This window comes from Oleiphilus sp. HI0061 (assembly GCF_001635675.1).
Genome location: NZ_LWFE01001046.1, coordinates 1 through 13,417 on the forward strand (window position 1 = coordinate 1; position 13,417 = coordinate 13,417).

12 protein-coding genes and 1 pseudogene are annotated in these 13,417 nt (G+C 44.1%); 1 reads left to right on the forward strand and 12 read right to left on the reverse strand.

All coding sequences use genetic code 11. The annotated features are described in order from the left end of the window. Positions 1-91 precede the first annotated feature (91 nt). From A3735_RS13810 to A3735_RS13855, 10 genes are all read right to left on the reverse strand, one after another. Complete coding sequence (locus tag A3735_RS13810; RefSeq protein WP_068516094.1) at positions 92-457, reverse strand: ribosome recycling factor family protein; 366 nt, start codon at positions 455-457, stop codon at positions 92-94. 353 nt (positions 458-810) lie between these two features. Then, the gene (locus A3735_RS13815; protein ID WP_068516096.1) at positions 811-1,515 is read right to left on the reverse strand and encodes a hypothetical protein; all 705 of its coding nucleotides are present in this window, start codon (positions 1,513-1,515) and stop codon (positions 811-813) included. Between the two features lie 158 nt (positions 1,516-1,673). Beyond that, positions 1,674-2,780, reverse strand: a complete 1,107-nt coding sequence (gene lptF, locus A3735_RS13820; RefSeq protein ID WP_255374947.1) for an LPS export ABC transporter permease LptF — start codon at positions 2,778-2,780, stop codon at positions 1,674-1,676. Between the two features lie 129 nt (positions 2,781-2,909). Continuing rightward, positions 2,910-3,620, reverse strand: a complete 711-nt coding sequence (locus A3735_RS13825) for a pseudouridine synthase (RefSeq protein ID WP_068516111.1) — start codon at positions 3,618-3,620, stop codon at positions 2,910-2,912. 75 nt (positions 3,621-3,695) lie between these two features. Next, positions 3,696-5,000 (reverse strand): acyl-CoA desaturase, encoded by a 1,305-nt coding sequence (locus tag A3735_RS13830; RefSeq protein WP_068516104.1) that lies wholly within the window; start codon positions 4,998-5,000, stop codon positions 3,696-3,698. 9 nt (positions 5,001-5,009) lie between these two features. Further along, entirely contained in the window at positions 5,010-6,146 is a 1,137-nt protein-coding gene (locus A3735_RS13835; RefSeq protein WP_068516105.1) for a flavin reductase family protein, read from the reverse strand. Between the two features lie 196 nt (positions 6,147-6,342). Continuing rightward, the gene (nhaD, locus tag A3735_RS13840) at positions 6,343-7,770 is read right to left on the reverse strand and encodes a sodium:proton antiporter NhaD (protein ID WP_231872250.1); all 1,428 of its coding nucleotides are present in this window, start codon (positions 7,768-7,770) and stop codon (positions 6,343-6,345) included. 216 nt (positions 7,771-7,986) lie between these two features. After that, on the reverse strand, positions 7,987-8,706 hold the full coding sequence (locus tag A3735_RS13845) for a 1-acyl-sn-glycerol-3-phosphate acyltransferase (RefSeq protein WP_068510984.1): 720 nt from the start codon (positions 8,704-8,706) through the stop codon (positions 7,987-7,989). 238 nt (positions 8,707-8,944) lie between these two features. After that, on the reverse strand, positions 8,945-9,205 hold the full coding sequence (locus A3735_RS13850) for a DUF5062 family protein (RefSeq protein WP_068510982.1): 261 nt from the start codon (positions 9,203-9,205) through the stop codon (positions 8,945-8,947). A gap of 56 nt (positions 9,206-9,261) precedes the next feature. Then, positions 9,262-10,662 (reverse strand): M17 family metallopeptidase, encoded by a 1,401-nt coding sequence (locus A3735_RS13855; RefSeq protein WP_068510979.1) that lies wholly within the window; start codon positions 10,660-10,662, stop codon positions 9,262-9,264. A gap of 106 nt (positions 10,663-10,768) precedes the next feature. Here A3735_RS13855 and A3735_RS13860 point away from each other — a divergent pair, with 106 nt between their 5' ends. Next, positions 10,769-11,101, forward strand: a complete 333-nt coding sequence (locus A3735_RS13860; protein WP_068510975.1) for a DUF6122 family protein — start codon at positions 10,769-10,771, stop codon at positions 11,099-11,101. 129 nt (positions 11,102-11,230) lie between these two features. On the opposite strand, the gene A3735_RS13865 is transcribed toward A3735_RS13860, so the two are convergent. Both A3735_RS13865 and gatB read right to left on the reverse strand, forming a co-directional pair. Further along, on the reverse strand, positions 11,231-12,496 hold the full coding sequence (locus A3735_RS13865; protein WP_068510974.1) for a 6-phosphofructokinase: 1,266 nt from the start codon (positions 12,494-12,496) through the stop codon (positions 11,231-11,233). A gap of 217 nt (positions 12,497-12,713) precedes the next feature. After that, positions 12,714-13,417, reverse strand: a pseudogene (gene gatB, locus A3735_RS13870) (Asp-tRNA(Asn)/Glu-tRNA(Gln) amidotransferase GatCAB subunit B); the annotation flags it as partial.

Consider the following 13,417-nt stretch of genomic DNA (forward strand, 5'->3'; position numbering starts at 1 on the left):
AAAACGTGCCGCAGATCGTAAAGCCTGGTTAGAAGAGAAGGGCGATCTAGCTGAGATTTGATCTTAAATATTGGCCAAATAGCTTATCGGCTTAAAGCCATTCAAGTTCGTCAAGCGCTTTACGCGCTTCTGCAAGACTGCAATTAGTTTCAGCAACGAGCTGATTAACTGTAATCGCCGGTGCTTGGCGCGCAATGGTGACTAACTGTTCATGTGAGTGCGTCTTTTCTTGTTGCGCGAGCAACTTGGCAATCCATAGCCAGCTTGGCTCATCTGAGTTGTATAGTTCGTTGACAACCGTTTTCTTATCTTGATAAGACAGCTCTAGCTTCCAATTACGTGATCGACCTTTTCTAGTGAGTTTTCCTCCATTCTTTTTCAATAGAGCTTTTAATTGATCCGTATGTTTTGTGCGTCTTACTAAGCTGTTTAGTGTTATTTCTATATGAGTGTTCATATTGAGCTTGTGTACAAAACCTGTACTAACTTTTTAGGTGGTATAAATGTCACGAAAATGTCGACAGCTTTGTTTTCTAAAAATGTTTAGATATTCCATTATTGATTTTTAGATAGTCATAGTGACTATCATATCAAAAACTCGTTGCGGTCAATATTAAGCGTCAGGCAGAACGTACTATTAGATTTCCCTGAATAGTAACGATAAAAGCAAGCTCTTTGGCGAGTCAAATTTATACAGCGGGCGTATGGCTATGGGTGTGCCTTATTTATCGAAAAAAGCGCTAACCAATGTCAGGGGGCGTTAGGAAAAGGGTACTGCAGGGTAGATTGCAGTACCGTAAAGACTTAGTTTTACCTTGATGTGCAGTTACCCCACTTACACTCAATCAATACGTAAGAGTCATCAGCGCAAACGGCTTCGAATATTTCTAAGGGCCAGTTCGATTTGAGTGTCGTAATTTCAGCTCCAGGGCAGATGGTACGATGCGCCAGCCTGCGTGCATTCATGCTACTTCTAGAGAAGGAGACACCGGTCTTATTGACGATTTTTGCCTGTTCCAGCTCTAAGTCCTGACCGCGTGTCTTTTTGTCTTGCATTAATTTGAGGAGCAATCCGTAGCGCTCATTGTTCTCGCTAAGGTCACGTTCACCATCTCGATAGGAGGTCATTAACTCAATGCAGCCACTTTCTTCTAGACCATTTTCGATTACTTGTTTAGCTTGCTTTTCTGCGGCTTGAACAATGTCGAAATTTAGACCCATTGCGTATCTAGCTCCGGTTTCCTGACGGTCGCCGGTTAGTTTGATTAGGTTGTAAGAAAAACCGTAATCAGCGGCTTCAACGACAACGCCGTTTCTTTCCCACCACTCCTTTTTAGCACGCCAAACTTGCTGTTCTGAGCGCTTACTTAGGTTTGTGCAGTGATCAGCAAGCTTTCTAAAGGTGACATCTTCAACCAGGGTCTGGAAAATGGCTTGTTCTTGTGGCTTTCGAGTAGGCCCCGAACAGGCTGCAATGAAAAAGGCTAGAATTATGACACTGGTACGTAAAAGCACGCTGTACTCCTGAGATCTGTTGGCAACTGGCAATGAATTAGTTCAGAAATTTTTCTGAACTGATCAATTAAGTGTAATGCTAAACGCGAGAATGTAAATGTCGAATGCTTAGTTATGTTCGCAATGTTAGAGATGTACGATCGTTTAGGTATCTTGGCTTATTCAGGTACAGAAGATCGTTTTGATTTGAGCAGGTTAACTATGTTTTCCCGATACAGCATTAAGAGTGAAATAACGAAGAATAAAGCATGAACAGCCCACATTCCGATAGCCGGTGGTAGATCGCCTTTTTCAACTTTACTGCGCGCTGTCATCAATAACCCGAGATAGGCTACATAGATTAGCATTGCTGGGAATAGGTGGACAAAGCGACCCTGTCTGGGGTTAACCTTGCTGAAGGCAACCGCTAGCAAGCAAACGATAGGTGCTAGGAAGGGGAGTGAAAGCCGCCACTGAAGTTCGGCCGCTGAAGCGTTGTCTTGGGCGCTCAACAACTGACTGGTCGGCCGAGCAGCTATCTTATAAGATTTCGCTTCTTTCACTGTTTGGTCATCAATTCTTACACCCAGCATATCAAACTGCATGACTTTAAATGCATTCTCTCCAGGGCTACCAAGATAGCGCGTGCCATTGTGGAGTAGTAGAAACTTTTCACCTGTTGTTTCATTGGTATTCATTACGCCATATTCAGCGTAAGTTTGTGACTGCCTCTCGGTTTCCGCAATATATACACCAAATAGCGTTTTTTTATCGTCGCTAATAGACTCTACATAGGTGACTCTTCCTTGGGAACGCTGCTCTTGAAAGCGTCCTGCAAATAATAATTCAAACTCTGATAGATTTGCGCTCTCGGTTAACAAGTCTTTTGCTTTCTGAAAACCCCATGGTGTTGCGTATAGGCTGGTTGTACCGACGAAAATTGCGATAAGTACAGAGAGGCTAAGAGACATTTTCAGTAGACGGTTTCGGCTCATGCCGCAGGAGTGCAAAACGGTCATTTCGCTTTCAAGGTACATGCGCCCATAAGCGAGCAAAATACCAATATAGAACCCTAGAGGTAAAATGACTTGTAGAAACTCCGGTAGGCGATAGGCCATAACGGGAAACAAAACATCAGCTGAAAGCCGTCCTGATGCAACTTTATCCAGGTAGCGTATAAAGCGGCCACTCATAAATACCAACAGCAGAATAAATGTTACTGACAGCATTGAGACGAATACTTGTCGCGCTAAATACCTAAAGATTATCAAGTGTGACCCTTTCACTCGTAAAATTATTAAAGCCGCCCGATTGGAACGTCGATTTGTATAGTGTGGCAGCAGCTAAATTTGCTTCACCTAGTAAAATCGAGGCAAGTGTACCACGATAAGTAAAATGGTTGCAGCGGGTAGCACTTAGTTAGCATGATCGAAAGGCATAATCGATAAGATTTGTTTCGATTGGCCAGGAAGGATGGATGGAGGTAGTTGATAATCACCAATTGCATAACGATGAAGCGCTAGGACCTGGTTTCGAAAGCGTCCAAACATACGTTTTATTTGATGGTACCGGCCTTCTTGTAGGCTTAGTTCTGCTTCAAACTCAGAAAGAATCTTAAGTTCGACAGGGCGAGTATGAATGTTTTCGTAAGCGAAGTGCATGCCTTCAGCAAAGGCTTTTATATATTCATGGCTTATAGGCTTGGCCAGTCGAACACGATATCTTTTAAGTACTCCGCAATTAGCATCGCTTAGTTGTCTTGACCATTCTCCGTCATTTGTAAGCAATACAAGGCCGGTAGAGTTTAAATCAAGACGACCGGCTATATGCAATTGATCCTTAAAATCGTAAGGAAGTAAGTCAATCACAGTTTTGTGTTGCTTATCCTTGGTTGCGCATACAACGCCCTTAGGCTTATTGAGCATTAGGTAAAGTGCATGATTATTCTGTATATCTGTTTTATCAACCGTGACGCGAGTGAATTGTTTAATCGGTAAACTGGCGAATGAAGCAGGAACATCATTAACTAGGACTCTTCTTTGCGCAATGAGAGTTTGAACTTCTCTTTTGCTAATCGAAAGTTTTTTGCTTACTAGGCGATCAAGGCGAGTTGCTGAGTATCCCATAGTTAAATGCCCGGTCATTTATATAGCTGTTTCGCCGGGCACTTTACAGAACTTTATAGAAAAATTAAACAGATCTTACGCAGCGCTCAGCTTACTCTTGGATGACTTTGTTTTAGGTGAAATAACCTGTATCTCGGCAGTTCCTGGTTTGGCAGTGTTTAACAAACTAGCAAACTTGTTTTTAATAGAGGCCAAACCAGGTACTTTTTCAGTAATTTTTTCGCTTACCTTTTCGGGAAGAGAGTGTTCTACCAAGCGCCTGGCAACGGTACCTAACATTGGCACCATTTTCCCTTTAGCATAAGGAACGCCATAGCGCTCGCAGATATTCTGGACTTTTGGGCCAAGCTCTCGATAACGCCACGCTGGCAGGTCTGGGTAGAGATGGTGCTCTATCTGGTGACTCAAATGCCCACTCATAATGTGAGTTAAAAGGCCCCCTTCAAAATTGCTGGAACCAAGAATTTGGCGTAGATACCACTGTCCCTTTGTCTCTGCCTCCATTTCCTTTTCAGTGAAGGTGAAATTGCCATCAGGTAGATGACCGCAGTAAATAACAGCAAAAGCCCACACGTTTCTAATTACTTGGGCGCTTACATTTCCGGCAAGAACCTTTGGTGCTAGTGGCCCGGCAAGTGCGGGGTAGAAGACATACTCCTTGAGGCCTTTCTTGCTTGCTTTGGCGACAAATTCTTTAAGTTCCTGAAATACTTCCGGAAGAGGCAGTAGGTCATCGTGTTCTGCCTGACGTAACCATTTTGGTAGCAAGTACTGAGTAAGCTGAAGATCATACAGGCTTACCGAAAACTCAAATGCCAATGCATTGGCGACATTGAATGGAACCTGTAGCAAGTGAATCGGTTTCCATTCAATATCTTCAGAAAAACGGTATAGACCAAAGCCGTAATCGGTATCTTTACCTATTACGTTGGTATATGCGTGGTGGTGATGGTTATGTGCTCGTTTCCAGTTTTTAGCGGTGCCAGTCATCGTCCACTCATAGTCAGAGTTATACGTTTCATCGCCCATGAAATCATATTGACCGTGAATAACGTTGTGGCCTATCTCCATATTTTCGAGAATATGTGCTGCGCTCAAGCTGGCGACACCCAGGGCCCAGCTAACCGGTTCGATACTAAAATGAATCAATAGGCGACCTGATATTTCCAAATAACGCTGTATGTCGACAATTTGTTGAAAATAGTCGATATCTTCTTTTCCTAGCTTTGACTCGATAGAGTAGCGTAACTCGTCCAGTTCTTTTTGGAAGTCATTGATTTGCTGAGGGCTTAAATCTGGCTTATCGCTACTTTTAAACGCTGTTTTAATATCGACCAGTGTTTTTTTTGTACTTTCTTGAACCTTGCTTTGATTGCTCATAAAACTGTCCTATAACTCGATGTGAGTTGCTGTTTTCGCAACGGATATGCAGGGAAGGATGTAGTCATTATCTTTTGTCGACTCTTCCCCGGTTGCTAGATTGACGGTAGTGCCTGAAACTTTCTTGCAGCGGCAGGTTCGGCAGATTCCGGTGCGGCATGCTGATTTAGGCTTCAAACCGGCCGCTTCAGCTTCCTGCAATATTGTTCTTGCTGGGCTTGATACGACTGATGCATCTAAGGAGTCGAATTGAAGCTCGCTCGAGTAGCCTAATGTACTGGCATCAGCCAGGTCTGAAGTGAAGTTCTCTAGATGGATTTTTGAAGGGGCTATGCTTAGCTGCTCAAATATTTCCATAGATGCCTTCATAAAACCTTGGGGGCCACACATGTAGATGTCGCGACTTGATAAGTCAGGAACGAGTGATTGAAGTTGTGAACTATTTATTAGGCCGCTTTTCTTTCCGCGTGAGCCAGTTTCTAGCACAAACTGACTATTAATATTTGAGCGACTGCTTGTTAACTCTTCAATCTCTTTTTTAAAAATAAGATCTTTGGCTGACTTAGCGTAATTTATAAACACAATATCACTGCGGTTACCTGTTTTTGACAGGTAGCGAAGCATTGACATGACGGGAGTTATGCCGCTTCCTGCAGAGAGAAAAAGAATCTTTCCTGGAGGGTGGTAGGGTAATACAAATTGTCCCTGCGCCTTACTGACATTGATTTCGTCTCCAACTTTAAGCTGTGAGAATAGCCAGTTTGAAGCTAATCCTTTTTCTATGCACTTAACCGTAATGGCGTACTCGTTTTGTTGTGCATGATCAAAGCCTAGCTCTGGCTGTGAAGACAAGGTGTATGTTCTTTCAACGGTTTCGCCTTTATTGTCGAACTTTATATTAATATGAGAGCCAGCGCTGTGATGATTTAAAGACTGTTTAGTTTTGAAGTAATAACTTTTGGTATCGTGTGTCTCTTTGACTATCCGGCTAATGCGTGCATTAATGGTAGGGGAGCGTTCATCAATAACTTCGCTCGCTCGTTTGTTTAGTCCAGCAGTGCTCTTGAAAAGATCTGCTACTTTCCGAGGCAGTTGCTTTAAAGACGCAACATCATTGAATGGTCGTTTCTGGCTGAGTGTGTCCATAATTTTCCTCGAGAGTGGTAGTAATTTAGGAGAACAGTTGTACTCTTAGATATAGACGTTATAGAAGGGGGTGTTGTTTGTCAATATAAACTTACAGGTGTACTCTGGAGTTTGATGTATGTCAGTTTATTGAAGGGGGGAGTTTTATAGGTGTAGAGTGGTGGCATTAGCAAGTCTATAAAAAATTCTTATAGCATTAGCTGTTGATTAATAGGTGTACCCAGATGCTGGCAGCGTAGCCGAGCGCGATGACTGGCGTCCATCTTAAATGGCTGAAGAAGGTATACTTTCCCCGAGCCTGGCCCATTAGAGCGACACCTGCGGCCGAACCGATTGATAACAGGCTGCCGCCAACACCGGCGGTCAGTGTGACCAATAGCCACTGTACGTGTGGCATGTCAGGGTTCATTGTTAGAATGGCGTACATCACCGGGATATTGTCAATTAAAGCAGATAAGACACCCACCATGATATTAGCGTTTGTTGCGCCAAATTCACCGTAGATATACTCAGAGCTAATTCCAAGGTAGCCAAGGAATCCCAGGCCTCCAACAGCCATTATGACGCCATAAAAAAAGAATAGCGTGTCCCACTCAGCATGGGCGATTTTAGAGAATACATCAAAGTCATAAGGGTCTTGGTTCGCGCCGGGAGGGTACTCAGAGCCGTGGTTCCAGGATTTGGACTTTTGGTTGAGGAAGTAACCGTAGAATTTAAGGTAGGCAAGGCCTGTGAGCATGCCAAATACCGGTGGGATGTGTAAGACGCTATGAAAGGTGACAGCCGTCGCAATAGTTAGGATAAATAAAATAGCTATAGGAACTCCACCAAACTTAACCGGGCGAGCATTTCCTTCAGGGTCATCGGGTGTGCCTTTATGGATTGCAAAGTGCATGATGCTTGCGGGAACTAAAAAGTTGACCAAGGAGGGGAGAAAGAGTGCAAAAAAATCGCTGAATTCGATAATACCTTTTTGCCAGACCATTAGCGTGGTGATGTCGCCGAAGGGGCTGAATGCGCCACCGGCATTTGCTGCGACAACAATGTTAACGCAGCTGACCGAGACGAAGTTAGACTTACCATTTGCGACAGCGATAACGACGGCGCAAAGTATAAGTGCGGTAGTTAGATTGTCTGCGATCGGTGAAATTACGAACGCCAGGAAACCTGTGAACCAGAAAAGTTGGCGATAACTAAAACCTTTTGATATTAGCCAGTAACGTAAATCATCAAACAACCCTCTCTCTACCATGGCATTAATATAGGTCATGGCGACAAGTAAGAAGAAAAATAGCTCACTATATTCAAGGAAGTTATGCCGGATTGCAGGCTCAATTAATTCGCTATCACCAGAGCGGTGGTACGCAAAAGCAATAATAATCCATATCAGAGAGGCGGCTAGAAGAACTGGTTTGGACTTTCGCAGGTGTATTTTTTCTTCAAGTACGACAAAAACATAAGCGAGACAGAAGACGCTTAATGCCAGATAGCCAGTCCATGACGAGCTTAAATCATAGGGCTTAATCAGTTGTGGCTCACTATGCGCATTGGTAGCGAGTAGCGTGCAAGCGATTACTAATACAAAGCGTAAGCCTGGCATGATTATGGGTAGAGGCTTGAGCATAGTGCTTCAAATCATTGTTGTTTTTGGATAGTTGATGATAAACAACTTTATCTCGTTTTGACCAGTGTCTCTAAGGCTTAATATGTGCGTATGGGGGCTAATTAGACGATTCTAGACGTAAATCAATTTGGGGAAGGGAATTCTAGGCAAGGTTTATAGAGACGGCTAGCCAGAAGCGAAAGGTTCTGGCTAGTTTGGGCGTCGCGATGTGTCGCTCTATTTACCGCACTCATCCTCTAGGCGGCTGATAGTTTCCATCATGTCAAGCCGACAACTGAGCATTAGCTCTTCAAGGTCGTCTTTACTAAGGTCTTTTGTTTCAATGGGTGGAAGTATTTCGATAATCGCCTGACCATTCGTGCGGTTGTTGAGACTAAAACCTTTTAAGTAAGGGCTTGTACATACGGGAACAATAGGAACGCCTGCGTTGATGGCCGTTACAAATGCGCCTTTTTTAAATGGAAGCATGTTCTTGCCACGATTACGTGTGCCTTCTGCAAAAAACCAAATATTGGTTTTCTTTTCAGTGAGGGCTGTTTTGGTAATCTCCATTGCTTCCATCGCTTTTTTAGGGTTACCTCGGTCAACTAACACGTTGCCAGCTAGCCAGTAAAGCTGGCCAAAAAATGGAATCCATTTAAGGCTTTTTTTACCCAAGCTGACTGTGCGTGGCGGCACGGAATATCCAGTTACAAATAAGTCCCAGTTGCTTTGGTGATTGGCTACCACGATAAAAGGACGATCGCTTGGATAATTATGGGCGTTAACCAATTTTGGCTTAATACCAATAATAGGCAGGCCGAAAAACGCAAATGTCTGTGCGCACCAGCGGCTGTTAGTCGGGTGAAAGGGGCGAATAATTCCGTAAAGAAGGCCGAGAGCGCAACTGATGACAAAGTGAATAGATAATAAGGAATAACGAATAAAACGAATCATTAGACTCTCAGTGCAAGTAATTAAAGTTTGAGTACAAGTGTACGCTATTGGGCGAACTCATTACAGTGTCTTGGATTGAATCATTGGAAATTAATGGTTGAATCTACAACTGAAAAGAGTTCAACACGATCATCGTGCTGAGTGTAGATTCGCTTTTACGTTTGTCTACGGCAGGCGTGAAGGTGAATAGTGCATAAGATAGTCTGAGCCATTGCCTAAAGCAATGGCTCAAAGTAAATTATTTAAGCGGATGTCCCTCGGGTAACTGCTTATACAGCCACATAACAATTTTGTGCTTCATTTTCACCAAGGTCAGATCATCCTTAGCAAGAGGTTGAAGCTGCTTGTCGTGTACTAGTAAGCGGTAAATGTACTCGATTTTGTCGTCTTGAGAGTCATCAGCTTCGAATTTTGCGACGCCACGTTTTTCGGCATATAAGGTGCCGATGCGAATTGCTTCTTTAAGGAGTTGAGCTTCGTTTTTTAGCTTCTTCGCCATACTGGGCTTCTCATAAGTTTATAGTTAGGGTGAATGTGTAACATAGCTAATTTGTTTTATTTGTTGAAACGTTGCTCTAGTAGGTCGAAGACTGCACGAATACCAAATGCTTCGCCGCCAGTTGGTCGCCCAGGAAGCTTTCGATTATTCCAGGCCATTACATCAAAATGAACCCATGGAGTGTCATCAGACACGAATAATTGTAAGTAAAGCGCTGCTGTAATAGCGCCGCCAAAACCCGTGGCTGCGCTATTAAGGGTGTCAGCAATATCGCTTTTTAGCATGTCCTGGTAAGGGCTGTGTAGGGGGAGTTGCCACACAAGGTCTTGGCTGCTCTTTCCACACTCCTGCAACGAAGATGCAAGTTGTTCGTCATTGCAAAAAAAACCGGGTAACTCTGTTCCTAATGCAACTCGGCAGGCGCCGGTTAGTGTTGCAAAGTCGAATATCATGTCCGGGTTTTCGCTATCTGCTTCGGTCAATGCGTCACATAAGACTAAGCGGCCTTCAGCGTCAGTGTTGTCAATTTCGACAGTAATTCCTTGTCGTGTGGTGATTACATCACCTGGACGAAAAGCATTCGAAGATACGGCATTCTCTACTGCGGGTATTAGTACACGTAATCTGATTGGAAGAGCTTGGTCCATAATTAATTTTGCTAGCCCAAGTACGTGCGCCGCGCCGCCCATGTCTTTTTTCATAAGGCGCATAGCATTACTGGGCTTGAGGTCCAGGCCTCCGCTGTCAAAGCAAACTCCTTTGCCAACCAGTGTTATTTTTGGGGCATCTTCGTCACCCCAAGTAAGATCAATGAGCCTTGGTTCATGTACACTGGCTCTGCCAACGGCATGAATGGTAGGGTAGTTGTGCTCAAGTAGTTGGTCGCCAACAAACTGTTCGAGCTTAGCACCGTATTGCTCTGCGAGCTGCTCAGCTACGGTACCCATATCTTCAGGCATTAAGTCACTGGCTGGGGTGTTGATCAGATCTCTTACTAATGACACTGAAGAAGAAAATGCCTGTGCTTTGTTGAGTATTGCTTCTGAAGATACAGAAAGTGTTGGCAGGCTCTTATCATTCTTTTTATATTCAGTGTACCGGTAACAAGAGAGGGCCCAGGTGATTGCGAACTGAGTTTCAAACTCAGTTTGGTCTTCAAATAGCTCGCTGCACTGACTGCAATCCAGCGAGTAGCGCGCCGCAGGAATTTGTAGCGCTAGATCGCCAGCAATGAAGTAGTCACTCTTAGGGCTCATTCCATAAATGCATTGCAGTGCGCTGCCGTCACTATCCGGGATGAGGATTCCACCTTTCCCCTCATAGTTATTTGCGTTCAACCAGGTCTTAATATTTTCGGCTTGCTTTGCTACCCAGTTTTCGTAGTGTTCGCTATTGATAATAACGATTGCTGTGCTTTCTTGATTTGAAACTTCTAATACAGGAAACTGTTCGTTCATTGATTGGTAAAGCCTTCAGGAGTTAGCTGGGAGCGCGAAAGCGATATCTATGCTTTAACATCCGCGCTTTTGATAAGTTCAGTATAAACATAATCGGGAGAAAATCATTCTTCATATCGCATTACACTTTCTCGTACCGTTGTTAGTAGCAACAGCAGTCTTTGCCAAAACACGAGATTCTAAGTTCACGGTAAAAATATATCTGCTTTTGGTTGCGACAATGTTAGTCGATCTTGATCACTTACTTGCGGTACCGATTTATGACCCAGGTCGATGCAGTATTGGTTTCCACCCTCTACATAAAGAATTTATGATTCCGGTTTATGCTCTGATGGCTTTGTTTCCAGCAACTCGGTGGATAGGGATAGGCTTGCTAATCCATATGGGCCTGGATGCCCAGGATTGTTGGCGGCAAGGTTTTTATGGGGCTATTCATTAGCGAAGGATGAAACCCTCTGCATACGTAGGGCTGAAACTAACGGCATGTCCGTTCTGCGCCCCGAGACGGGCCGCCTACATAACTTTGGGTAGGCGGAGTCTCTGAGTTAGATAAGCGTGTTGCGAAGCTTTAAACTTCGAACTCACTTCCTGTCTTCTTTTCAATAAGCTTGTTCTGAAGCTTAACGTAGCGCGGCATACCGTTCTCATCGTAAGGCGGGTAGTCTTCGCCTTGAACAAGTGGAGTTAGGTATTCACGACACTCAGCAGTAATTCCGAAACCATCATCTGAAATATAGTGAATAGGCATTTTCTTTTCTTGGTTAGCAACCTGGCTAAGCGGTGCTTCACCGATAGACCACTTGTATGGAGCGGCTTGTTCGCGAACGATAATTGGCATGACTGCATTCTTACCATTTACAGCGAAATCAACAGCTGCTTTGCCCATGGCATAGGCCTGCTCAACATCCGTTGAAGAGGAAATATGGCGTGCTGCGCGTTGAAGGTAGTCGGCAACTGCCCAGTGGTATTTATAACCAAATTCATCTTTAACCATATTAGCAAGCGTTGGTGCGACGCCACCTAGTTGGGTATGACCAAACGCATCAACTGCGCCTGCGTCTGCTACAAAGCGGCCATCTTCGTACTGAGCGCCTTCAGATGCCACGACAACGCAGTAACCGTAATTTTTTACTGCTTCATCTACACGTGCTAAAAACTTCTGTTTATCAAAGGCTATTTCTGGAAATAGAATAACGTGTGGTGCTTCGTGCGCTTCGGTGCCGGCCAAACCACCAGCTGCGGCGATCCAACCTGCGTGACGGCCCATGACCTCAAGAATAAATACTTTAGTTGAGGACTCGCACATAGAAGCGATGTCCATTGCCGCTTCTTTAGTAGAAATAGCGACGTATTTTGCAACCGAACCAAAGCCCGGGCAGCAATCAGTGAACGGAAGGTCGTTATCTACGGTTTTTGGCACACCGATACAAGTAATCGGGTAACCCATTTTTTCACTTAGTTGAGAAACCTTATAAGCTGTATCTTGAGAGTCGCCGCCGCCATTATAGAAGAAGTACCCAATATCATGAGCTTTGAATACTTCGATCAGACGTTCATATTCACGCTTGTTCTCATCAAGGTTTTTCAGTTTGTAGCGGCAAGAACCAAATGCACCGCTTGGAGTGTGCTTTAGTGCGGCGATATCTTCGATGCTTTCCAGACTGGTGTCGATCAACTCTTCACGGAGTGCTCCAATGATGCCGTTACGTCCAGCGTAAACCTTACCAATTTTGTCTGGGAATTGGCGAGCTGTTTCGATTACGCCACAAGCTGAAGCGTTGATTACGGCAGTTACGCCACCTGACTGTGCGTAGAAAGCATTTTTGATAGTCATTGAATATCCTATTCTTCGATAAAAATGAAAGGTTTCATAAATTTCGCGCATCATACTGCATTTTTATGAAAGTTTCATGAGCCTGATTACTAATCAGTCGGTATCAGTCTTAAAATAAAAACTGTTGACAATTAACCTTGGCGATTCGTATCGAAAGTATAAAAAAGTGAGAGCGGTGCACTCTCACTTCTACTGTTATTCAGGTCAAAAATTAAAGCTAGCTATTAAGTTTCTTGGCAAGAATCTGATTGAACAGTTTAGGGTTTCCTTGTCCTTTAGAGGCTTTCATTAAAGGCCCCATAAATCCGCCCATAAGCTTTTTACGCTTTTTGTCATCGGCCTCTTTATACTGTGCAATCTGATCAGCCATGCCAGCGAGTACTTCGTCAACCAATGCTTCTAGCGCACCGGTATCAGATACCTGCTTTAGACCTTGTGATTCAATAATTGCGTCAACATCATCACCAGATTTTTCCCAAAGTGTATTGAATACTTTCTTTGCACCTGAAGACGACAAAGTGTTGTCTTTAACTCTAAGCACCAGTTGCCCAAGTTGCTCTGCACTGATAGGAGAATCTTTTAAGGAGATGCTGTCGCTGTTGAGTCGCGCGCTTAGCTCTCCCATTGTCCAGTTGGCAGAAAGCTTAGCGTCACCTGAAATGCTACTGGCTGTCTCGAAATAATGAGAAAGGTCTGCCTGTGCTGAGATCAAGCCTGCATCGTAACTTGATAAGCCGTATTCGGCGCAGAACCTTGCCTTTCGTGCATCAGGAAGCTCTGGCATCTCAGTTTTAATCTGATCAATAAACTCGTCAGACAATTCGACAGGAAGCAGGTCAGGGCATGGGAAGTAGCGGTAATCGTTTGCTTCTTCTTTGCTACGCATGGAGCGGGAGATATCTTTCTCTCCATCGTATAAGC